Raw genomic sequence first — 22,502 nt, 5'->3', positions numbered from 1 at the left:
TTTGACAGGCTTTTATCCTGATACCAAAAAATATGCTCAGGAGTATTGGCCTATTTTCTTTGATTGAGAATATTCATGTACAAATGCAGTCAGCTTTTTCAGCACTTCCGGACTGACATCAGGAAATACACCGTGCCCGAGGTTAAAAATGAAGCTGTCCGATTTTAAGCCTTGATCAAGAATCTCTTTCGTTCTCTTCTCGATCACTTCCCAAGGAGCAAGCAAAATGGACGGGTCCAGGTTGCCTTGCACCGTTTTGGTGATGCCTTTTGATCTGGCTTCATCAATGCCGAGTCTCCAATCGAGCCCCACAACATCGAGAGGCAGGTCATGCCAATCCGTTGCTAAATGGCTGGCACCTACACCAAACATGATAAGCGGCACATTTTCCGATGCCAGCTCAGAAAAAATTCGGTTCATCACCGGTTTGATGTACGTTCTGTAATCCGCTTGATTCAGCGCGCCAACCCATGAATCAAAGATTTGAATGGCTTTTGCGCCCGCCTTAATTTGCGCTTTCGCGTACACGATAATCATGTCGGCAAGCTTTGTCATCAGCAGGTTCCAGGCATCCGGCATGCTGTACATAAAGGCTTTTGTTTTATTGTAGTTTTTCGAAGGCCCGCCTTCGATCATATAGCTGGCAAGCGTAAAAGGCGCACCAGAGAAACCGATTAGCGGGACGTCAAGCTGTTCATTGACAAGCAGTTTGATCGTTTCGAGCACATACGGCACGTCCTGTTCCGGCTCAAGCTTGCCGAGCTTTTCAATGTCCTGCAGAGAACGAATCGGCTGATCAATCACCGGCCCGATTCCATTTTTAATTTCAACATCTACACCGATCGACGGAAGCGGCGTCATAATATCTTTATAAAGGATTGCAGCATCGACTCCGTATTGCTCGACCGGAAGTCTTGTGACGTACGCACACAATTCGGGCTGATGTGTAATTTCGAACAATCCGTATTTTTCCTTCAGCTTACGGTACTCCGGCTGTGAGCGCCCGGCTTGTCTCATGTACCAAACAGGCGTGTGATCCGCTTTTTCTCCCCGCGCAGCTTTTAAAAACGTCTCGTTAAACGTTTCTCGTTTCCTCATCTGATTTCCACCTTTCATACTGCAACCATACGTTCGTGTTCCTTGACCATTACACTATACCTCGTTTTGGGCAAATGGTATAGAAATGCGGCTCAAAGTTCAAAAAATCGCCGAATTCCATTAAGAGGAAAACAGTTTCGGCTGAACGTAATCGGTTCCTTCTCCTTCTTTTTTTGTCTGTGTATTATAAGGCACCACTTTATAGGAAGCGCCCGAAAACAAATTGGCATATGGGATCTCATAGCTTCCCTTTCCTTCAACAGAATCAAGAAGCGTTTCCTTGCCGTCCTTATTTACATAAATTCTGTACACTGCCCGATCATCCTCTTGCGCATCCCATTTTAATTCAATCGTAAACAGCCCCGCTGCCCTAAATGTATAGTCAGCCGTCAGCGTTTTGACAGGCTCAAGCTCAATTGGGCTTTCAAGTTCTTTTACTTTTTTAGGCTTCGCAAACGCAGAACCCGTTTCGCCAGCCTGTGTCAAAATATCCTTAAACATTCTGGTCGGATATGCGCTTCCGCCTTTTAAGTAATGGTTTTGATCTGTTTTGTCATAGCCCATCCAGACAGCTCCCGTTATGTTCGGCGTATAACCTGCAAACCAGGCATCCTTTGTTGCGCCGGAAACGCCTGTATATGAAGTAGAACCGGTTTTCCCGGCAAGATCGCCGTGATAGGTGCCGGACGTTGCTGTTCCCTTCTTAACCACCTGCTGAAGCATTCTCGTCATGTTCCAAGACGTCTGTTTGCTGAATACTCGTTTTCCTTCTTCTTTATGATCGGCTATTGTTTCCCCGTCTTCATCTGTTATGTTTGAAATAAAGTACGGCTCGGTGTATGTTCCATTCGCGGCAAACGTATGAAAAGCGCCGGCAAGCTGGAGGGGTGACACGCCTTTTTCCAAACCGCCGAGAGCCAGAGCAAGCCCTTCATCCGGTATATCAATGCCGTTTGCCTTCAAATAAGATTTCCCCGTTTCCACACCGATCTCATTCAGCGTCCACACTGCAGGCGCGTTTTTGCTGTAAGTGATGGCATCAGACATCGTGACTTCCCCTTCATAACGGCCGTCATAGTTTTTCGGTGTGTAATCTCCGTAGGATTGTAATTCATCCTTTAACAGAGAGTACGGCTTGAATTTCTTTTCCTGCATCGCAGGTCCGTATACGGCCAGCGGCTTAAACGTTGACCCCGGCTGGCGCACAGCTGTCACACGATTATATCCTTTAGCCGTGTAATCTCTTCCGCCGATCGCCGCTTCCACACCGCCTGTTTTATTGTTGATAAAGACTGCGCTTCCTTCAGCATCTTGATCTGTTCCGGGATAATAGCTGCCTTCCTTCATGACTTGATATGCCGTTTTTTGCAGTTTTGAATCAAGCGGCACCTTAATCTTGTACCCGCCTTGAAGCAGCTGCTCTCCGGAAATGGAATACTTGTCCTCCGCTTCTTGGATCACAAGGTCAATATAGCTGTCAAACCAAGGTGTTTCCGACTGTTTTTTCACGTTCAGCCCGAGCGTCCTCCCCTGCGCGCTGACAGCCTCTTTCGCACTGATATAGCCTTGGTCATTCATCATGCCGAGAATCGTATCACGCCGCTCCTTGCTTTTATCAGGATGCAAAACAGGAGAATACGTAGAAGGCGCCTTCGGAATAGCAGCCAAGACCGCGCCTTCTGACACGGTTAAATCTTTAACTTCCTTATTAAAATAATAATGGGATGCAGCTTGAATTCCATAAACCCCGTGTCCGAAGTATAGCTGGTTCAGATACATTTCCAGCAGCTTGTCCTTGCTGTAATCCCGTTCAAGGTTGATCGCTATGATCACTTCTTTCGTTTTTCTTAAAAACGTTTTGTCATGTGTCAGAAAAATATTTTTGGCAAGCTGCTGGGTGATCGTGCTCGCGCCTTCTACTTTTCCTCCTGCTAATATATCGCGGTACACCGCTCTTCCGACAGATTTCACATCGATACCGTGGTGTTCATAAAATCTCTTATCTTCCACTGAGATAAACGCTTCTCTGACCCCTTTCGGAATTTCATTGATAGAGACCGGTTCACGATTTTCTGTATACAGACTTGCGACCTCATCCCCGTTTTGGTCAACAATTTTTGAAGATGCGTGAAGGATCAGCTTCTTTTCATCTATGACATAATGACCGAGAAAAATGATTGAAATATATCCTATTAAAGCGAGAAAAGCAGTTAACACTAAAATAATGATGGGAATGAAAAGTTTCTTTTTCTTTATCTTAAACATGAACTCACCTCGCCTTTCTAAAGGTAGTATGGGAAAAATTGTTTGGATTTATGTTTGAAGCAGTCGCCAATAGAAACTTATACCATTGTTTTGATATACTAGCAAGCAGGAGGTGGCTGATATGAAGGTTTATATTACATATGGGACAGCCGATTTTTTGAAAAACATCGTGCAAAAACATTCCTCGGAAAATATGCTTTTGATGCAGGGACAGGAAAATGCGATTTTAATTCACGAAACAAACGGAGAAACGGTTTTTCAGGCCCCCCATTCCTATGAAGTCATTGACCAAGTCGGGGACATGAAGCATCCCGGCTTCGCAGTATTGAACAATATAGCCGTCACACAGGAAGGACGGCCGCTGTTTGAAAACAGATTTAAAAACAGAGCGGGAAAAGTCGAAAACGAGCCCGGTTTTGAAGCCATTCGTGTCCTGCGTCCGCTTGACAGCGACACGTACGTCATTCTCACCTTGTGGGAAACAGAAAGATCCTTCCAAGACTGGCAGCAGTCAGGCTCATACAAAGAAGCCCACAAAAAACGCGGCACGTCTGCCGGAGTTGACACAACGTCCATTTTCTCCCGGCCTTCGTATGTCACCACATATGTTGCTGTCGAATAGCTGCCGGAATGTCCGGCAGCTTTTTTTATGGCGAAAGGGAGGGAAGCTAGATGAAGTATATTTGCCCAGTCTGCGGGTTTAAAGGGCTGACAGAACCGGCATATGATGACCAAGGGAATCACTCCTATGAAATCTGCTCGTGCTGCGGCTTCCAATTCGGATTTGACGATTTTGAAATGACGCGTGAGGACGGTTCATATTTAGAGCCTTCGGAAAGCATAATCGCCTACCGAAAAAACTGGCTTGCTGCCGGTGCCGTTATTTTTTCACCCGAATGCTACCCGCAGCATCAGCAGCAGGCTAAAAAAGTATTGAAGCACGAGTTGATCGAGCAGCTAAAACATATTCATGTCTATCTGAAGTAATATCTGCGGTCAGATGCTATCTGTCCCGGCACCTTCCGCCCGCCTATGAATAATCTGTAGGAAGCGGAAGGAGTGATCAATGATGGAAATCGGGATTATGTCTGTTCATGTTCTTTATGTGTTTTTTATTGGAGCGATCATTCTTTTTATGCTGCTGCGAAAAGATACAACCTTTATTTCGTTATTTGGGATTTTCATCATTTCGTTATGGGCCAGCCATTCGCTTTCAGCTTCGGTCAGCAGTTTATTCCACAGCTTCATCTATGCGGCATCTGAGCTGCTTCCTACGATTTTCATCATCTGTTTTATCGTGTCTATGAGTGATGTGTTAACGAAAACAGGGATAAATGAAGCGATGATTTCTCCCTTTGTCCGTCTTGTTAAAGGTCCTGTAATTGCATACTGGCTGATTGGCGGACTGATGTTTGCCATTTCTCTATTCTTCTGGCCTTCGCCGGGTGTCGCTTTAATCGGCGCCGTTCTGCTTCCGGCAGCCGCCCGTGCCGGCCTGCCGCCTATCGCTGCCGCCATGGCAATGAATTTATTCGGGCACGGCTTTGCCCTTTCAGGAGACTTTGTCATTCAGGCAGCGCCAAAACTGACAGCTGATGCAGCAGGCATCCCTGTCGGTGATGTCATCTCAGCAAGCATTCCGCTCGTTTTGATTATGGGCGTGACCACAACAACTGCGGCTTTCTTTATGATTCAGCGTGAACGCAAAAAACAATTGCGGCCCGCTTCTTTTTCCCCGATGTCAGAAGAACATGACACTTCAATGTATTTGCCGAAACGTCTTCGGTCAATGCTGGCTCTTTTGATTCCTCTTGTATTTGCCGCTGATATCGCGTGCATGGTCATATTCAACCTTCAAGGAAATGATGCAACCGCGTTAATTGGCGGATCGGCCATTTGCATCCTGCTGATCGTTCATTTCCTTGTGTATAAACAGAAAGGGCTTGAAAAAATCACTGGATATTTTATCGAGGGGTTTCAATTCGGCTTTAAGGTTTTCGGTCCCGTCATTCCAATTGCCGCTTTCTTTTATCTTGGTGATTCCGGCTATGAGAGCATCTTGGGTACTGAACTCCCTAAACATTCACACGGCATTGTCAATGATCTCGGCATCGCCTTATCCCACGCCATGCCTATGTCTAAGGAGCTTGCCGCCGCAGCCTTGACTGCCGCTGGAGCCGTAACCGGACTCGACGGTTCAGGTTTTTCAGGCATTTCCCTCGCCGGCTCCATCGCCAAGCTCTTTTCATCCGCTCTCCATGCTGATCCAGCCGTCCTGACCGCACTCGGGCAAATATCAGCCATCTGGGTGGGCGGCGGTACGCTTATTCCATGGGCGCTCATTCCCGCTGCAGCCATTTGCAAGGTCGATCCATTTGAGCTTGCTAGAAAGAACTTCCTCCCCGTTGTGATCGGACTTTCGGTGACAACCATTGCAGCGATGATCATGCTTTGAAACCCGACCAGTTGAAATATTCAGACTTTTTCTATACAATCATGGAAAAGCTTAGAAAAGGGGGAAGCGGCTTTGTCCATAAAGACGCTGCAAAAAGAGATAAACAAACAGCTCGACAGCTGTTTCGATGAAATGGTGGAAATCAGGCGCCATTTCCATATGTACCCTGAACTGTCCAATCAGGAAGAAAAAACGGCCGCTTTTATTGCTTCCTATTACGAATCGTTAGGAGTCCCGATCCGCACCAAAGTCGGCGGCAATGGAGTTTTGGCTTATATTGAAGGCAGCGAGCCCGGTCCTGCTGTCGCATTGCGGGCCGATTTTGACGCCCTTCCCATCCAGGATGAAAAAGATGTTCCTTACGCCTCCAAAGTGCCCGGTGTCATGCATGCATGCGGCCATGACGGCCATACAGCGGCTCTGCTTGCCGTCGGAAAGGTGCTTTATCAGAACAGGCATGATCTGAAAGGAACATTTATTATGATCCACCAGCACGCTGAGGAGTACGCGCCAGGGGGCGCAAAACCGATGATTGAAGACGGCTGTCTTGAAAACGCAGACGTCATATTCGGCACCCATCTTTGGGCGACTGAGCCGATCGGAACCATTCTCTGCCGCTCCGGTGCCGTAATGGCCGCAGCTGACAGATTTACAATCAGCATTCACGGAAAGGGCGGCCATGGCGCTCACCCCCATGATACAAAAGACGCCGTCCTGATCGGCTCGCAAATCGTTTCCTCGCTGCAGCATATTGTCAGCCGCAAAGTCAATCCGATTCACTCCGCTGTCATCTCGACAGGCTCTTTCATGGCTGATAACCCGTTTAATGTGATTGCAGACCATGCAACTCTCATTGGCACAGCTCGTTCGTTTAATGAAAATGTCCGCGACATTCTGGAAAAAGAAATCGAAGCTGTTGTAAAAGGTGTGTGCAGCATGCACGGCGCTTCCTATGACTACAACTATGAACGCGGCTACCCGGCGGTAGTCAATCACCCTGCGGAGACCGACCATCTGGTAAACGTCGCAAAAGCCACAGACGGCGTTCATCAGGTTCTTCAAGGTGAACCGCAAATGGGCGGCGAAGATTTTTCTTATTACTTACAGCATGTCAAAGGAACCTTTTTCTTTACCGGCGCCGCTCCTGAACAGCCTGAACGTATCTTTTCCCACCACCATCCAAAATTTGATATCAATGAAAAAGCGATGCTGACTGCTGCAAAAGTGCTTGCGGGCGCTGCAATCACTTACCATTTATCTTAAAAAAACAGCCGGAGTTTTACTCTCCGGCTGTTTCCTTTAATATTCTCAGATGAAAAACGTGTCTTGCTGTATCTCCAAGCTGAGCAAGCAGTTTATAATTGGCAATTCCGCCGACTGCGGCCCCTACCCCTGGTAAAAGCTGAAAAAGCTTGACGACATCAATATAATCGCGATACTCCTGCTGAAACACTCTCCAGTCAATATCCTTTTTCTCCGTCTCCCAGTTTTCAATGACAGAAAAAAGTGATTTGCGGCAGTCATCACTTGAAAAAGCAAGCTGAAATACAAGAAGTAAAAACATCCTTTCTTCTGCATTCTTCACATCAAAGCCGTATATCGAGGACAAAGTGAATAAACATTTCATCTTAATGGAAAGCAGGAGCGGGAAATCGGCAATACCTAAAAAGATGCCGCCCGCCCCGGTGCCGACTCCTTCAGCAGCCGCCACTTTCTGATAAGAAGCAATCGTTTTTTTCGCAAGCTCGTTTTTTTCACTGAGTGAAAGCGTGCTTGTATCCTTCTTATAAGTGGTGATATTAGACCCTGCCATCGTTGCTTCCACCATTTTTTTCACGCTTTCAGTTACCGCTGCATGAATTTTTTCAGGTATTCGTTCATTCACCTTTGTTTGCACACGCTTTGAGAAGCGTTCAAACATGGAATCCTTTCGCAAAAAATGCATTTTCCATTGAAGAGCTTCCTGCATCAGCAGATTCTCGCTCATTTGACCTACCCCTTTTTTCAGCTCACAGCTTTCCGTGTTTTTTTAATCTGGCGGTCATGTAAGACGGCAGAACGACAAAGATCAAGACGGCAGAGCCGATCAGCGCGTACAGAAAACCTGCAGCGCCCGCAGCATATGCAGAGGCCGCTGCCATGAGCAGAGCCTGCACGCTAAGCGCAGTTTTTAATAGAGAAAAATAGCTTTTCAGCTTCGCTTCCTTTTTGACAGGATATAGCTCTTGAAGCGCCAGATGGTCAAAGTGGCCAAACAGCGGCAGAAGCTGAATGCCTGTGATAAAGACGGTAAACACAGTCAAAATCCCTGCGATCATCGGGCTTGCAGACGCATACATAATAATCAGCGCGAAAATAACGGTTAATCTGACTTGAATGCCCAGATAATCACTTGAACGCAAAAACGCGCGGGCAAACATATAGGCGAACGTTTTACGCTGTTCAAACGGCACAAACCGCAGCAAAAAGTCGAGATACGCTCTCCGTTTCGCTTGTTTCTTTAAATGCGGCACATCCGTAAACAGGTTGGCAATCCGGTAAAAACGCTGCTTGCGTCTCAATTCGTATTCAATATGGCTTTCCCATTTAAATGTTTTTCCTTTTGCAGCGGAAGACACATAAAGATAAAGAGCCGCCATAATGATATAGATCACAAGCGCATACACATAAACAGACTGAAAAACAAAATACAGAACGAGTGTATTAGCGGCAAAACGAATGACAAGATCCATCTGTTTCATGCTTCGGTCATTTTGAAACGTCATACGCCATTCCAAGGCCTGATTCCACGCTTTCAGCAGCAGAAGCTGTACAAATACCGCCACGTACGACACGAGCGATGCTCCCGGCGTGACAGCGAAATAAAGCGGCATCGCTACAAGGCTCAGTGCAATCAGCGGAAACAGCTGGGACACATAGCTGTAAACAAACGCCTGTCTCAAATACGGCTCCATCTTAGCCTCAAGCGGCAATAAGAAGACAAGGTCAGCCTCCTTTAAAAGCGTCCGCACATAAGATCCTGTCAGAACGAGTGAAAACAGAACGGCCATCACCCAAAAGGACGGAAAGTGAGCGGGAATGTCCCGTACCCATTTGCTGTACCAGCTCGCCGCACCTGCGATAAAAAAGATCAAAACGATAACGAGGTGATCGTTGAGCATATATTTCATGTACATTCTTGTTTCTTTAATATGCTCCTGCAGCCGTGACTGCCAAATATCCAGCATGTTATTCATGGCCAGCGTCTTCCTTTGTGAGCTCTAGATACAAATCATCCAGCGCCGCGTCCTTCATTCCAAACTGCTCTCTGAGCTCGGACAGCGTGCCGCGCGCCCGCACTTCGCCGTTATGTAAAATGATAAACGAATCGCAATAGCGCTCCGCCGTTGCCAGGATGTGCGTTGACATCAGCACGCTCGCCCCGCTTTTCTTCGCTTCATTCATCCGCTCAAGCAGAGCATTAATTGCCAGCGGATCAAGTCCCAGAAACGGCTCATCAATGATGTAGAGCGCAGGCTCTGCCAAAAACGCACACATGATCATGACCTTCTGCTTCATTCCTTTAGAAAAATGCGCCGGGAACCATTTCAGCCTTTTTTCCATTCGAAATTCCTTTAACAGCGGCGGCAATCTTTTTTCCATCGTTTCTTTTGAAAGGCCGTATGCCATCGCCGTCAATTCAAGGTGTTCCATCAGCGTCAGTTCTTCATATAAGACGGGTGTCTCAGGAATATAAGTGAATTGGGACCGATAGCCTTCCCGATCCTCAGCAAAGGTTTTCCCGTTTAACTCAATAGATCCTTTATGCGGGTCCATCAGCCCGATGATATGTCTGATTGTTGTACTTTTACCTGCACCATTTAAACCGATTAAACCGACAATTTGGTTCGGCTCAAGGGTGAATGACACGTTTTTCAAAACCGGATTTCTCGTATAACCGCCGGTTAAGTCTTTTACCGATAGCAGAGACATAGTTTCTCCCCTTATATTGTTTTTCTTCATAGTACCAAAAACAAAGCCTGATTTGAAACAATTCCCTTTTAACAAATGATGAATTTGCTGTCATAAAGAGACAGGTTTCTGGACAATATAATCGTTGTAGAGGAAAAAGCATATCAACTGAAAAATGAGGTGTTTGTCAAAGACGTCTTAGGCACAGTTGGATAGAAAATAACATGTCCTATGCTCAAACCTTTTTGCATTCACTGAATTGATGAATCTTCATTTCTGAAGCTGACTATCAAATGAGGTGTTTATCGCAGGAATCGTTAGGCATTAAACAAGTCTTCATTTTATTGACAAATGAGGTGCTTACCAAAGGCATAACACATTTTCTTCATAAAGCTGATTCCTCTGCATTCAGGGTGAACGCTCCGCCGTTCATCCTGTTTTCTATTTTCTTCATTTCTGTGGTACGATGAGTTTATACATAAAAAAACAATTTCATAAGGAGGAACCCTCATGCATAGTGCAGAGAATTGTATCTTTTGTAAAATTATCGCCGGCGAAATCCCGTCAGCAAAGGTTTATGAAGATGAACATGTGCTGGCATTTCTCGATATCAGCCAAGTGACGAAAGGCCACACCCTTGTTATCCCGAAAACCCATATTGAAAATGTTTACGAATTTACAGACGAATTAGCGAAACAATATTTTCACGCCGTTCCGAAAATTGCCCGCGCCATCAGGGATGAATTTGAACCGATCGGCTTAAATACGTTAAACAACAACGGCGAAAAAGCAGGACAATCTGTTTTCCATTACCATATGCATATTATCCCGCGCTACGGAAAAGGAGACGGATTCGGAGCAGTGTGGAAAACACATGCAGATGATTACAAACCGGAAGATCTCCAAGACATTTCTTCATCCATTGCCAAACGCCTGGCCTCATCATAAAGATGAGGTTTTTTTATTTGTGAACAATTCGCAAATATTCGTCATTTTCTTTTGATAATTCTAATTTTTTATCAAAAAAACTGAATTTTTGTGATAGGATAATTGTATTATTTATTACATTAACGTGGAAAACAGGGAGAGATCATGATGGAACGTACAACGAATTTTAACGCAGGTCCTGCAGCGCTGCCATTAGAAGTTCTGCAAACAGCACAGAAAGAGTTTATTGATTTTAATGAATCCGGCATGTCCGTTATGGAGCTTTCCCACCGCAGCAAAGAATATGAAGCGGTGCATCAAAAAGCGAAAAGCTTGCTGATTGAACTGATGGGCATCCCGGAAGACTATGACATTCTGTTTCTTCAAGGCGGGGCAAGCCTTCAATTCTCAATGCTTCCGATGAACTTTTTAACACCTGAAAAAACCGCTCATTTTGTGATGACAGGCGCTTGGTCTGAAAAAGCGCTCGCTGAAGCGAAACTGTTCGGAAACACATCTGTGACGGCGACAAGCGAATCAGACAATTACAGCTACATTCCCAAGGTTGACCTTACAGATGTAAAAGACGGCGCATATTTACATATTACATCTAACAATACGATTTTCGGCACACAGTGGCAAGAATTCCCGAATTCTCCAATTCCGCTTGTCGCTGACATGTCCAGCGATATTTTAAGCCGAAAAATCGATGTATCCAAATTTGACGTCATTTACGGCGGTGCCCAAAAAAACCTTGGTCCTTCAGGTGTTACCGTTGTCGTAATGAAAAAATCATGGCTGCAAAATGAAAATGCCAACGTTCCGAAAATCCTTAAATATTCAACACATGTCAAAGCGGATTCTCTTTACAACACTCCGCCTACATTTGCCATTTATATGCTGAGCCTCGTCCTTGAGTGGCTGAAGAAAAACGGCGGAGTTGAAGCCGCTGAACAGCGCAACGAACAAAAAGCACAGGTTGTTTACAGCTGCATTGACGAAAGCAATGGCTTCTATAAAGGCCATGCCAGAAAGGACAGCCGTTCACGCATGAACGTTACCTTTACGCTCCGTGATGACGGTTTAACGAAAAAGTTCGTTCAGGAGGCAAAAGAAACAAAAATGGTAGGCCTTGGCGGACACCGTTCAGTAGGAGGCTGCCGTGCTTCCATTTATAATGCGGTGTCACTGGAAGACTGTGAAAAATTAGCTGCGTTCATGAAGAAATTCCAGCAGGAAAATGAGTAAAAAGTCTGGCTGTGCAAACCATTCGTTTGGTATACTGTTTGCATAACAAATTCTTTAAGCCTTCGCAATAAATGATGAGCATATTATTGGAGGGCAAAAAGCTTAGCAGAGGAGAGCATAGTTATGAAAACAAAAGAGTTAGTCATTATGGCTCTGTTTGCCGCAATCGGCGCAGCGCTCCATTCCATTATTCCGCCCTTTTTAGGCGGGATGAAACCAGATATGATGCTGATCATGATGTTTATGGGCATCCTTCTGTTCCCGCGGGTGCAAAATGTACTCGTTATCGGGATTGTGACCGGGATCATTTCAGCTCTTACAACCGCATTTCCGGCCGGACAGATTCCGAATATCATTGACAAACCTGTATCAGCGTTTCTGTTTTTCTTCCTGTTCCTTCTGGTCAGAAAGAGCCAGAAAACAGCTGCAGCCACAGTGCTGACAGTCATCGGCACCATCTTATCAGGAACTGTATTTTTAACGTCAGCTTTATTTATCGTCGGTTTGCCTGGCGGTTTCGCCGCATTATTCGCCGCAGTCGTTCTTCCGGCAGCTGTATTGAATACAATTGCCATGATCATAATGTATCCGATTGTGCAAACCATTTTAAGACGCTCAAGTTTTATGGAAGCTGCAAAATAAATGTGACACAAAACCTCTTCCGCTTCCGGGAGAGGTTTTTTTAAAAAAGAGCCCGCAGCATGTCAGCATGTTTTAAGCGAGGAGTTTTGTGAAAAAGATAAGACATAGTGTAAAGGCGGTTCCGGTTGAACAAACAAGCGCTTTCTGCCGGATGACTTTCTTCGGCGGATAAGAAGCAGCCTGGCTGAGAAGTCTGATATAGTAAATGGCGCCTGTTGCAAAGGCAAGGGTGATGCAGGATAACACAATCATAAAGACAGACAACCTTCTCCCTCCTTTTCACTTAAAAAATATGCTAAAATAAAGCAAGCTATGTATAGAAGTTCATTCTTCGAACAAAATTGAAAAAGCTGCACGTATCATATTTCAAGAAAAAAACGGGGTGATTTTAATGGCGGACGGACGTTCTCTATTAACAGGACTATTCGTGGGCGGCATCATCGGAGGTGCTGCAGTTCTTCTATCAGCACCTTCTTCAGGTAAACAGCTGCGTGAAAAAATCAAAACCAATTGCGATTCTTTTGAAGAAACGATCAAGCGCTTAAAATCAGACGGCTTAACTTTAAAGGACCAGCTAGTGAAAGCGGCAAAAGAAAGTGCAGATGTCATTAAAGACGTGAGCGGTGAACTGCAAACCTCAATTAAAAAATGGCAGGAAGAGATCAAACCTCATCAGCAGGATCTTCAAAAAGAAATCGCTGATATTGAAGAAAAAATCAAACAGCTGGAGAAAACCTTACAAAACTAATATCCTATTCAAAGGAAAAAAGTGCGGGTCATAACATGACCTGCACTTTTTTTATTCGCAAAAGCCTTTCCTAGCAACGGCTCAAGAATTTATTAAAAAATTCTTACATTTTCATCTTTATTAATCTTTATTTTATTGGCATAATAGAGAAAAAGATAAAGAGAAGCAGGTGACGTAATGAATCAAGTGGAACCGCCTTATGATGTGAAAGAGGCTCTGGTCTTCACCCAGAAAATGGCTCAGCTTAGCAAAGCTCTTTGGAAATCGATTGAGAAGGACTGGCAGCAATGGCTCAAACCGTATGACCTGAATATTAATGAGCACCATATTTTATGGATTGCTTATCAGCTGAATGGAGCTTCCATTTCTGAAATTGCAAAGTTCGGAGTCATGCACGTTTCAACGGCATTTAACTTTTCAAAAAAGCTTGAGGAACGCGGGTATTTAAGGTTTTCAAAACGGCTGAACGATAAACGAAACACATATGTTCAGCTGACTGAGGAAGGAACTGAGGTATTCTGGAGCTTGCTTGAAGAATTTGATCCGACGCGCAACGCGGTTTTTAAAGGGTCACAGCCTCTGTATCATTTATTCGGAAAGTTCCCTGAAGTGGCAGAAATGATGTGTATGATCCGCCATATATACGGCGATGATTTTATGGAAATCTTTGAAACATCACTCACAAATATCGACAACGACTTTGAAAGCGTAAACGGAAAACTGAAGAAAAAAGCAACGGACACTGCTGCGGATGAATCAGCCGAAGAACTTGAACCTGTAAACAGTTAATCAAAGTGTCTGATAATGTCTATAAAAACTTCCATCAGTTCTTTATAAAGCCCCTGCTCATACAGGGCAAAAATCGTTTCATGAACATCTAATTTTTCGTTCAGCTGTCCGGCAAAAAGCGCAAGGAGCTTATCAAAGGTTACAAATCCTTGCGCTTTTTGTGTTGCCAGCTCCTCCGACAATTCACCGCATATGCGCACAACCTCTTCCCCTTCTTCTCTGCTCAGCCCTTTATCAATCAGCAGCGCATAGAAAGGGTACCTGTCCATATCCACTGTTTTCACTAATAATTGTATGTAATATTCCAATCGCTCAATGCGATGATCCATCGAATCCATCCACACCACTTCTTTCTATCTTTAATCTTATTTTAGCTGATAATTCACTGAGAAGAAAGTTCTAACCCCATATTTCATAGATTGTTTGCTCCTTTCAAAAAAATACCTATTGAAAGATATTTTTTCTTAAAAAAGCATTGATTTTTTTTCTTGGGAGGAGTAAATTATTTTGAGATTCTATTCAAGATGTACGGAAGGATGACTTTGATGAATTGCTGGAAAACCATAAATCTGATGAAAGATTATGGTGCCGTTCGCATAATATTGATTGCTGTGTGTTTCATGATTATGGTTTTTATATCTAACTTCTTAGCATTTGAGCTGTTGCGGCCTAAAACAAGCTTGAGCGATGAATATGTACCGCTGTTCGGCGTTTTGCTCGTCGTTATTTTATTTGTACATAAAGTCATCCATGTCCTGCCGATCATCTGCAAAAAAAGAAAAATAGAAAAAAAGATTTATATATGGCGTATGCGAACGTGGAAACGGATACCGAAAACGACGATGCTGATTTCACTGTTAAGCCCTTTTATGCTGATAACACCTGTATTATTTTACGCCGCGCTGGCGTTTCCGAATCACGCCCATTACTTCTGCATGATTTCAGGCATTCATGCAGGCTACTGTCTGCCTGACTTTTTGCTGGCTCTGAAGCTGATGCAAGCACCGAAAGCATGCTTTATCGATCAGGAAGCAGACGGCTTGGATATTTTGGTCGAAAAGTAGCGGACGCTTGGCGCTGTGCCGATTTTTCAGTTTACATTCTATCTTTTTTGATAAATATTTGGTAATGTAATATGGGAGCAGTTCAGAGAGAGGGGGAATCTCCCATCATTTTATTCTATTTTATCGTGACTGCCTTGTTTATTGTTTACTTTATAAACAGGCTCACCAATACATTATGCCTTGTCAGAGAGATTCCTGAAGAGCGCCAGGATAAGGTATTTCGATTTATCAATGTATGTATATTAATTTTACTGATCTCTTCATTTGTGGAGATATCCTTTACTGTTTAAATATGAAGGAAGTAAAGAAAGCATAGCTGCCGGTCTCGCTAGAACCGGCAGCTATGCTTTTTTGCATTGATTAGTAAAGCCAAGAAGCGCCGATGATAATCAACAAGATAAATAAGACGACCAATAAAGCGAAACCGCCTGCAAATACTTCACCCATCTTAAAAAGCACCTCCTGTAAAAAGCTTTATTTTCCAATTACATCTTATGCAGTTAATTGATGAAACGATTAGGCGCTTGTGAAAGTAAAGGATCGCTTATTCAACAAGCGATCCCTTTTGCTGCTTAGTAGATGTAAGCTGCACCTACAATGATAAGCAAAATGAACAGTACAACAAGCAAAGCGAAACCGTTTGAATATCCTCCGCTCATGTTACATACCTCCTTTTCTTGATCAATATATTTGTATGTCATCAGCGAAAGTTTGACTAGACGAATGCCCTTTATTTAAAATCTTTTTACAGAAAGCCACAATATGTTATGATACGCATAGGCAATTCAATTTGGAATGATTAGGAGTGTTTGAAAACAATGAAGAAAATCGCAATAGCAGCTATCACTGCTACAAGCATCCTCGCTCTCAGTGCTTGCAGCAGCGGCGACAAAGAAGTCATCGCAAAAACAGACGCAGGCGATGTAACAAAAGGCGAACTTTACACAAACATGAAAAAACAAGCTGGAGCGAGCGTCCTGACTCAGCTGGTGCAAGAAAAAGTTTTGGACAAGAAATACAAAGTATCAGATAAAGAAATTGACAACAAGCTGAAAGAATACAAAACACAGCTCGGGGATCAATATACTGCGTTAGAAGATCAATATGGAAAAGATTACCTTAAAGAACAAGTTAAATTTGAATTACTTACACAAAAAGCAGCTAAAGATAACATCAAGGTTACAGATGACGATATAAAAGAATACTGGGAAGGCTTAAAAAATAAAATCCGCGCAAGCCACATCCTTGTCGCTGATAAAAAGACAGCTGAAGAAGTGGAGAAAAAGCTGAAAAAAGGCGAGAAATTTGAAGACCTTGCGAAAGAATACTCTACAGACAACTCTGCTTCACAAGGCGGGGACCTTGGCTGGTTTGCGAAAGACGGTATGGTCGCTGAATTCAGCAAAGCTGCATTCAAATTAAAAACTGGCGAAGTCAGTGATCCTGTGAAAACACAATATGGCTATCATATCATCAAAAAGACTGAAGAACGCGGAAAATATGAAGATATGAAAAAAGAGCTGAAATCTGAAGTTCTTGAGCAAAAACTTAATGACAATACAGCTGTGCAAGCAGCCGTTCAAAAAGTAATGAAAAAAGCTGACATCGATGTGAAGGATAAAGATTTGAAGGATACATTTAACACTTCTGCTTCTACTAGCAGTCCTTCAAACAGTTCTAAATAATAAAAAAAAGCTGTGCAGGCTCACCGGAGCTGCGCAGCTTTTTTTATGCGATGGAATGATTTTGGTTTTCTTCCTCACGCTGCTGGGACGTGCGGCGTTCTTTTTCTTTTTCCATCCTTTCAATATAAATCTGACCTTCTTTTTCAATAAAAGACTGGTCTAACTTGTCTTCCTCTTTGGCTGCTGACACCAGCTTATATGCACTGAAAATGATACCCACAATACAAAGATATACCCACCATGGAAAAAACAACACGGGCTTCTCCCCCTTTTGCATAGATTCTTTATTTTTAACCTTATGCAGGAATGAGACAGGTTATGAGCGGGAAAAGCATGTAAAAAAGGACTGAGCTGAACATGTCAGCATCAGTCCTTTTTGATTATTGATGAAAAGTCGGTTTATAAAAGGAACGGTTTTCAAGTGCAAATACACGTTCAGTGTACTCACCCGGCTTCACGCGCTCCAGCGCTCTGTCCATCATATTCATTTTCGCATCCAGATTATCAATATAGTGCAAAATTTCCGCTTCTTTTACCATCGGCGGTTTTGGGCTGCCCCATTCTGCTTTGCCGTGATGGCTCAGGATCAAGTGCTGAAGGATCAACACCTCTTCAGAATCGATTTGAAGCTCCTCAGCCGCTTTTGACAGCTCTGTGACCATAATGGAAATATGGCCGAGCAGATTGCCTTCTACTGTATAGGAAGTGGAAACGGGCCCGGACAGCTCTTTCACTTTTCCGAGATCGTGAAGGATAACTCCTGCATAAAGAAGATCACGGTCAAGAGACGGATATAAATCAGCAATTGCTTTTGCCAGATTCAGCATAGAGACGACGTGATACGCTAAACCTGAGACAAACTCGTGATGATTTTTCGTAGCCGCCGGGTAATCCATAAATTCTGCTTCGTGCTTTTTGACCAAATATCTTGTTATCCGCTGGATATTTGGATTTTTCATTTCAAATATATATTGAGTGATGGTATCCAGCATTTCATTTTTCGGAATCGGCGCAGTTTCCAAAAAATCATCAATATTGACGTTTTCATTCTCGCTCACCGGTCTGATATTTCTCAGCTTCAGCTGGGTGCGCCCGCGGTAATGGTGGACATCCCCCACAACCTTAACGATCGTCTGCGGCGCATAGGTTACTTCATCACTTTGCTTGGCATCCCACAGCTTGGCTTCAATATCACCTGACTGGTCTTGAAGCATCAGAGTTAAAAACGGTTTTCCATTGCTTGCAATCCCTTTTGTTAAGGATTTGATCAATAGATATTGGTCAACCTGTTCGCCAACCTCATGTAGCATAATCCCTTTAGCCATACTATTAAAGCTCCCTCCGTATCTTACATAATATCAGTATATCACATACCGATTTTCAGCTATATAACCTCATTTATGATACTAAATGGATGATTTGATCACTTTGAAACGCGTTTTTTACATGTTCATGGCATGTAAAATAGAAAATCTGCCGTTCTCCTCCTGATAAAACAGCAAGCATTTCCAGCACGCGGTTCAGACGTTTCTGATCGAAATGTACAAAGCTGTCGTCGAGCTGGAATGGCAGCATTGCCCCATCCTGACGAGTAACGGCCAGAGCGAAACGAATTGCTGTATACAGCTGTTCACACGTGCCCTGAGACAGCTCTTCCGCCTGAAATACCGTTCCAGCGCTGTTCATAACCATGATGGAATCATCTGTTTCGGAAAAATAAATCGATTGATAGCTGCCGTCAGTCAGCGGGCGGAAGAATTCTTCAGCTGTCTCCAAAAGACGCGGCAATCCGACTTTTTTATGCCGCTCCATTTTGTTTCTGATCACATGTCTGACCATTTGAATCGATGCCCATTTTTTTGCAGCTTCTTTCACACGCTCTTTTTGCATTTCGGTTTGCAATTTGAGATCTGAGACCAATCCCGAAGCCTCTAACTGTTCCTGTTTGACCAAAAGCAATGCGATTTGAGCGCGCAGCTGTTTCAGCTCCTCATCGAGCCGTTCTTTTTTTTCATGTTCCTGCAGTCGTTTTTGTTCCAATTCAGAAAGAGTGCCGGAGTCCGCCAGATGAAGTTCTGCTGAGCTGACACCTTGAAGCTGTGCATTAACGTTATACAGCCTTATTTCAGTATCCTTCAATTTCTTGCTGATGTCGGCTATGGCGAAAAACTCATTTCTGTTTTTTGCACCCGCCTCAGTGAATAATTGTTCGATCTGCGCTTGGAAATACCGTATCTCTTGCTCCAGCTCCAGCACCTGCTCTTCGTGAAATTGGATATCTGTTTCAATTTCTCTTTTTTGCTTCTCGATCTCTTTTTCGCGTTCCGCATTTTTCCGCAGTGCGTGAAGGACATCAGCCACGGGGGTTTGAGAATCGTTTTTGTCAGAAAGCAGCATTCTGACGCGTTCCTCAAATGTCCGCCGATGCTTTTGAAGTCTCCCTACTTCGATCGTCAGCTCATGTTTTTTCTTCACTTCTTTTTTTACATCCTTCATTACATTGTAAGCATCCAGTAAGAAGGAAGGGTCTTCCTTAAATCCGAGTTCATTCATGAATTGCTCAGCTTGGCTGAAGGAGGGAGCCATATCGGCCTCCCACTGTTCGAATTGCTGGATGATCCTTTCGTAAGCTGCCTCTTTCTGCTGGAGCTCTGCCCGCAACGATGTGAGGTGCTGTTTATTGCGGTCATCCTCCCATAGCGCTTCTCTAATCGCTTCGGCTTCTCGCGGAGAAATATCCGTCTCTGGCTCTTCCCTCTCCCTTACTTCTTCAGAAGACAGCGGCTTTCTGCCAGTTGTAAAGGCATACAGCATGAGTGCAGCGCCGACGCATATGGCTGGAATCCATTGCCCCAGCAGCAGAAAGAGAACCATGAAGAGAATGCCTGCTGCAATCACGATCTTCTTTTGTTTCGCCTGCTGCCTTTCGAAGAACTTCAGCTGTTCCCTCAGTTTCATCTGCTCTTGATGCTGTCCCTGTGCTTCATCATATGCTTTAAGAGCGGCTTCTTTTTCTTTTCTTTGGCTGTTTTCAAGTATGGCGGTAGATACGTCACGAATTGCCCTTTCAGCGTCTTCCAGCTCGCGCCGCGCCGCTTCAAACGCTTCATCAAGCTGTCTTTTTCTGTCTCTTGCCTGTACGTAATGCCGCACCGCCTGCTGGAGCTGCCATTCATAGTCATAAGACGTGTTCATATTCAGCAGTTCATTTTCATCTGTTTTATTCAGCTGCTCCAGCCCAGCCGCTGCCTGTGAAGAGGACTGGCGCAGCTGAGCCTGGATGGCGGCAAGGTGTTCCCCGTAGGATTGGTACATATGATACGCTGATGATAGCTCTAGGATAAGCGCTTCATTCGCCAATATATCCTCATTCGGGTTAAGCTTTTGCAGCTGTTTGTCCAACCCTGCAAGCTTTACCCGAAGCGCCTCCAGCTGTGCGGATTTCGGATGAAGATGGGATTCATACTTTTCTAAACGATGTAACCCGTCAGCAGGGAATTGCCCCGCATGCTCCGGATATTGTTCAATCGCCTGTTCCAGCGCAGTTTTTTCGGTTAGCACCGGCTTCAGTTCAATGGCCCTGTCGATGTTTCGAATATGTTCCGCAGTCTCTTTCAGCTCTGTTTCAGCAACAGCAAGACGGGACTCGAGCGTTCTTTTCTCCTCAAGAAGCTGATGATAGCCCGCCTCCTCCGCTTCAGCCTGCTTCAGCTTTGCTGCCAGCTGCTTCAGCGTTTCCAGCTCCTGATTCAAATGAGGATTTCGGCCGTTTGGTTTAAAGAGCCTTTCGCTTTCCTTCATCAATCTTGAATCAAGCTTTGATACGGATTCAGCGCCAAACAGGCTGGAAAACAGCAGGAATTCTCCAATCTTGTCCCGATTAAAGGCGTGAATTTCCTGCAATCCGAATACGTCAAACGAATAAATGGCTTTGTACAGCGCCCTGTCCGTACCCTGGAACAGCTGCTTCAGAAAATCTTCCTGCTTTACCTCTCCGGTTTCTGTGTACACCCTTACCTTCTCAGCGGTTCCTTTCGTCCGTTCAATCTTCATCACGCCGTATTCAGGGTGCTCAGCCTCAAGAACACCGCCATACACACCGCCGGATTTCGGTTCATATTTTTTCGATTTCGGAAAACCAAACAGCATGCTTTCGATAAATGACATCATCGTCGTTTTTCCTGCCTCATTTAATCCGTAGATTAATTGGACAGGCGAGGCGGAAAAGTGAAAGGTTCGATTTGAAAATTTTCCGTATTGGTAGATATGTATTGATATGATTCGCATTGCTTTCACCGCCTCATGACTCAAGCACCTTAAGCTGTCTTTTCAATAAAACCTGTGCCTGCTCTTTTATTTCCTTTATCTCCTCTTGACTAAACCGGTCTGCGTGTCTCCTATATACAGGATGCCGTTCAAGTCCTTCCAGCACGCCTGCAAGATCAGTCTGTTCAATGTCTTCCAATAAACCGCCGAAAAAAGGATCAAGGCTCTTAAGCTCTGCTTCATTTTCCGTCTCATCTTCTAATGAGAGCGGCCATATAAAATTCTCCTCGTCTACCTCTTGCTCCTGAAAGGCTTCAAGGAGCTCGTCCAGTGAACCTCTCGGCGCATCCGATAACCATTCTGGCGCGATCCCCTGTAATACGAGCTTCACACAAGCAGGAGTCCCTTTTTTCCGCAGCTTTGAAAACGTATCCTCGACAATTTGAAAGAGCGCGGTCATATTCTCTATCGCTGACACATCAACTTCTGCTTTCTCCCACAGGACGTCATGCGCTTTCTTAAATTCATAGGAAATATTTCCGCGCTCCACACGGACAAGATAAAAGCCTTTATCTCCTGTTTCCTTCATATGGCGCGCTTGAGGATTTCCCGGATATATCACGGCCGGATTCCCGGCAGAAACAACCTGGCGTTTGTGAATATGGCCAAGCGCCCAATAATCCATCCCGCTTTTCACAAGATCATCCTGAGTAAACGGGCAATATGGATCGTGTCCTTCAGATCCTGATAACGTGCCGTGGAGCATCCCGATATGAAAGGGCGCGTCAGTTGATCTCCGGTAGCGGGCGGCTTGGTTTTCCATCACGGCTCTGGTCTGATAGCTGAAACCGTAAATGCTTGCTGCGCGCCTGTCATTCTTATAAAACGATTTTTCTTCAGGGACTGGGGATGTAAACATGTGAACATTCTCCGGCCATTCAATCGGCGTCCATTCTCCGCCGAGATGATCATGGTTCCCAAAAATCACATAGACTGAAATCCTGTACTCTCTAAGTCTATCGAACTGTTTTTTCAAAAAGAGCTGCGCCTTTAAACTTCGATTGGCCTCATCAAACAGATCCCCCGCCAGCAAAACGAAATCAACGTTCTCTGTGATTGCAGCGTCTATAATATGTCTCACGCTTGAAAACGTGCTTTCTTTGATCCGGGCAAAAATGGGTTCCGGCAGATGCGATATCCCGTAAAACGGGCTGTCGAGATGAAGATCTGCCGCATGAATAAAGGTTAGATCAGTCAACATTCTGCTCCTTTCCAGGATGAAGTACCCTTATTTTAGCACCGATTTCTTGCGAATGCACGTTCTGTCAAAACGAATACAATCAAAAACAGCCTGAGCATCCCCA

General features: G+C 44.4%; 25 protein-coding genes. 12 read left to right on the top strand and 13 right to left on the bottom strand.

What is annotated here, in order from left to right; genetic code table 11:
- Nucleotides 1-36: 36 nt before the first annotated feature.
- Together hemE and NSS75_RS05775 are read right to left on the bottom strand one after the other, a co-directional pair.
- Nucleotides 37-1,098, bottom strand: a complete 1,062-nt coding sequence (hemE, locus tag NSS75_RS05780) for a uroporphyrinogen decarboxylase (protein ID WP_106022384.1) — start codon at nt 1,096-1,098, stop codon at nt 37-39.
- Nucleotides 1,099-1,218: 120 nt separating this feature from the next.
- A complete protein-coding gene (locus tag NSS75_RS05775; protein WP_339236443.1) occupies nt 1,219-3,363 on the bottom strand; it encodes a transglycosylase domain-containing protein in 2,145 nt (714 codons plus the stop codon).
- Nucleotides 3,364-3,484: 121 nt separating this feature from the next.
- Here NSS75_RS05775 and hmoB point away from each other — a divergent pair, with 121 nt between their 5' ends.
- The 4 genes from hmoB (at nt 3,485) to NSS75_RS05755 (ending at nt 7,081) form a co-directional block, all read left to right on the top strand.
- Nucleotides 3,485-3,985: a heme-degrading oxygenase HmoB gene (gene hmoB, locus NSS75_RS05770; RefSeq protein WP_024120788.1), complete on the top strand. Its 501-nt coding sequence runs from the start codon at nt 3,485-3,487 to the stop codon at nt 3,983-3,985.
- 50 nt (nt 3,986-4,035) lie between these two features.
- A complete protein-coding gene (locus NSS75_RS05765; RefSeq protein ID WP_213418475.1) occupies nt 4,036-4,350 on the top strand; it encodes a hypothetical protein in 315 nt (104 codons plus the stop codon).
- Nucleotides 4,351-4,429: 79 nt separating this feature from the next.
- Nucleotides 4,430-5,818, top strand: a complete 1,389-nt coding sequence (locus NSS75_RS05760; RefSeq protein ID WP_151174882.1) for a hypothetical protein — start codon at nt 4,430-4,432, stop codon at nt 5,816-5,818.
- Nucleotides 5,819-5,890: 72 nt separating this feature from the next.
- Nucleotides 5,891-7,081 (top strand): M20 family metallopeptidase, encoded by a 1,191-nt coding sequence (locus tag NSS75_RS05755; RefSeq protein ID WP_095713709.1) that lies wholly within the window; start codon nt 5,891-5,893, stop codon nt 7,079-7,081.
- Nucleotides 7,082-7,097: 16 nt separating this feature from the next.
- Here the strand turns inward: NSS75_RS05755 and NSS75_RS05750 are convergent, their stop codons facing one another.
- Genes NSS75_RS05750 through ecsA form a run of 3 tightly spaced genes read right to left on the bottom strand, consistent with a single transcriptional unit; the run spans nt 7,098 to nt 9,790 of the window.
- Entirely contained in the window at nt 7,098-7,805 is a 708-nt protein-coding gene (locus NSS75_RS05750; protein WP_024120784.1) for an EcsC family protein, read from the bottom strand.
- 22 nt (nt 7,806-7,827) lie between these two features.
- On the bottom strand, nt 7,828-9,054 hold the full coding sequence (locus NSS75_RS05745) for an ABC transporter permease (RefSeq protein ID WP_024120783.1): 1,227 nt from the start codon (nt 9,052-9,054) through the stop codon (nt 7,828-7,830).
- Nucleotides 9,047-9,790, bottom strand: a complete 744-nt coding sequence (ecsA, locus tag NSS75_RS05740; RefSeq protein ID WP_024120782.1) for an ABC transporter ATP-binding protein EcsA — start codon at nt 9,788-9,790, stop codon at nt 9,047-9,049. Before ecsA ends, NSS75_RS05745 begins: the two co-directional genes overlap by 8 nt.
- A gap of 489 nt (nt 9,791-10,279) precedes the next feature.
- Between ecsA and NSS75_RS05735 the strand changes: the two genes are divergently transcribed.
- The 3 genes from NSS75_RS05735 (at nt 10,280) to trpP (ending at nt 12,586) form a co-directional block, all read left to right on the top strand.
- Nucleotides 10,280-10,717 carry an HIT family protein gene (locus tag NSS75_RS05735; protein ID WP_003327743.1) on the top strand — a complete coding sequence of 146 codons (438 nt, stop codon included), beginning with the start codon at nt 10,280-10,282 and terminating at the stop codon, nt 10,715-10,717.
- Between the two features lie 147 nt (nt 10,718-10,864).
- Complete coding sequence (serC, locus tag NSS75_RS05730; protein ID WP_339236434.1) at nt 10,865-11,944, top strand: 3-phosphoserine/phosphohydroxythreonine transaminase; 1,080 nt, start codon at nt 10,865-10,867, stop codon at nt 11,942-11,944.
- 123 nt (nt 11,945-12,067) lie between these two features.
- Nucleotides 12,068-12,586 carry a tryptophan transporter TrpP gene (trpP, locus tag NSS75_RS05725; protein WP_185848128.1) on the top strand — a complete coding sequence of 173 codons (519 nt, stop codon included), beginning with the start codon at nt 12,068-12,070 and terminating at the stop codon, nt 12,584-12,586.
- Nucleotides 12,587-12,658: 72 nt separating this feature from the next.
- Here trpP and NSS75_RS05720 read toward each other — a convergent pair whose 3' ends face one another.
- A complete protein-coding gene (locus tag NSS75_RS05720; protein WP_024120779.1) occupies nt 12,659-12,850 on the bottom strand; it encodes a hypothetical protein in 192 nt (63 codons plus the stop codon).
- Nucleotides 12,851-12,977: 127 nt separating this feature from the next.
- Between NSS75_RS05720 and NSS75_RS05715 the strand changes: the two genes are divergently transcribed.
- Together NSS75_RS05715 and NSS75_RS05710 are read left to right on the top strand one after the other, a co-directional pair.
- Nucleotides 12,978-13,334, top strand: coding sequence for a YtxH domain-containing protein (locus NSS75_RS05715; protein ID WP_024120778.1), 357 nt, complete (start codon nt 12,978-12,980; stop codon nt 13,332-13,334).
- A gap of 177 nt (nt 13,335-13,511) precedes the next feature.
- Nucleotides 13,512-14,123, top strand: coding sequence for an HTH-type transcriptional regulator Hpr (locus NSS75_RS05710; RefSeq protein ID WP_024120777.1), 612 nt, complete (start codon nt 13,512-13,514; stop codon nt 14,121-14,123).
- Here NSS75_RS05710 and NSS75_RS05705 read toward each other — a convergent pair.
- Nucleotides 14,120-14,461: a YhaI family protein gene (locus NSS75_RS05705; RefSeq protein ID WP_010333592.1), complete on the bottom strand. Its 342-nt coding sequence runs from the start codon at nt 14,459-14,461 to the stop codon at nt 14,120-14,122. The genes NSS75_RS05710 and NSS75_RS05705 overlap by 4 nt on opposite strands.
- A 207-nt stretch (nt 14,462-14,668) precedes the next feature.
- Here NSS75_RS05705 and NSS75_RS05700 point away from each other — a divergent pair, with 207 nt between their 5' ends.
- Together NSS75_RS05700 and NSS75_RS05695 are read left to right on the top strand one after the other, a co-directional pair.
- Complete coding sequence (locus NSS75_RS05700; RefSeq protein WP_024120775.1) at nt 14,669-15,187, top strand: DUF3267 domain-containing protein; 519 nt, start codon at nt 14,669-14,671, stop codon at nt 15,185-15,187.
- Nucleotides 15,188-15,258: 71 nt separating this feature from the next.
- Entirely contained in the window at nt 15,259-15,477 is a 219-nt protein-coding gene (locus tag NSS75_RS05695) for a hypothetical protein (RefSeq protein ID WP_081638266.1), read from the top strand.
- Between the two features lie 70 nt (nt 15,478-15,547).
- On the opposite strand, the gene yhzE2 is transcribed toward NSS75_RS05695, so the two are convergent.
- Together yhzE2 and yhzE1 are read right to left on the bottom strand one after the other, a co-directional pair.
- Complete coding sequence (yhzE2, locus tag NSS75_RS05690) at nt 15,548-15,634, bottom strand: sporulation protein YhzE2 (RefSeq protein WP_003155248.1); 87 nt, start codon at nt 15,632-15,634, stop codon at nt 15,548-15,550.
- Nucleotides 15,635-15,759: 125 nt separating this feature from the next.
- Nucleotides 15,760-15,846: a sporulation protein YhzE1 gene (gene yhzE1, locus NSS75_RS05685; RefSeq protein ID WP_003327753.1), complete on the bottom strand. Its 87-nt coding sequence runs from the start codon at nt 15,844-15,846 to the stop codon at nt 15,760-15,762.
- Between the two features lie 159 nt (nt 15,847-16,005).
- On the opposite strand from yhzE1, the gene NSS75_RS05680 reads away from it, so the two are divergent.
- Nucleotides 16,006-16,872: a peptidylprolyl isomerase gene (locus NSS75_RS05680; protein WP_106020626.1), complete on the top strand. Its 867-nt coding sequence runs from the start codon at nt 16,006-16,008 to the stop codon at nt 16,870-16,872.
- A 43-nt stretch (nt 16,873-16,915) separates the two neighbouring features.
- On the opposite strand, the gene NSS75_RS05675 is transcribed toward NSS75_RS05680, so the two are convergent.
- From NSS75_RS05675 to NSS75_RS05660, 4 genes are all read right to left on the bottom strand, one after another.
- A complete protein-coding gene (locus NSS75_RS05675; protein ID WP_010333590.1) occupies nt 16,916-17,128 on the bottom strand; it encodes a sporulation YhaL family protein in 213 nt (70 codons plus the stop codon).
- Nucleotides 17,129-17,252: 124 nt separating this feature from the next.
- Complete coding sequence (gene yhaM, locus NSS75_RS05670; RefSeq protein WP_024120773.1) at nt 17,253-18,197, bottom strand: 3'-5' exoribonuclease YhaM; 945 nt, start codon at nt 18,195-18,197, stop codon at nt 17,253-17,255.
- Nucleotides 18,198-18,270: 73 nt separating this feature from the next.
- Nucleotides 18,271-21,168, bottom strand: coding sequence for an AAA family ATPase (locus tag NSS75_RS05665; RefSeq protein WP_339236427.1), 2,898 nt, complete (start codon nt 21,166-21,168; stop codon nt 18,271-18,273).
- 4 nt (nt 21,169-21,172) lie between these two features.
- Nucleotides 21,173-22,399 (bottom strand): DNA repair exonuclease, encoded by a 1,227-nt coding sequence (locus NSS75_RS05660; RefSeq protein WP_339236423.1) that lies wholly within the window; start codon nt 22,397-22,399, stop codon nt 21,173-21,175.
- Nucleotides 22,400-22,502 lie beyond the last annotated feature (103 nt).

The sequence above is a fragment of the Bacillus sp. FSL K6-1012 genome, from assembly GCF_037964915.1.
Lineage (GTDB): Bacteria > Bacillota > Bacilli > Bacillales > Bacillaceae > Bacillus > Bacillus halotolerans.
Note: the sequence above shows the minus strand (reverse complement) of the source record. Positions and strands in the feature narration are given on the sequence as shown.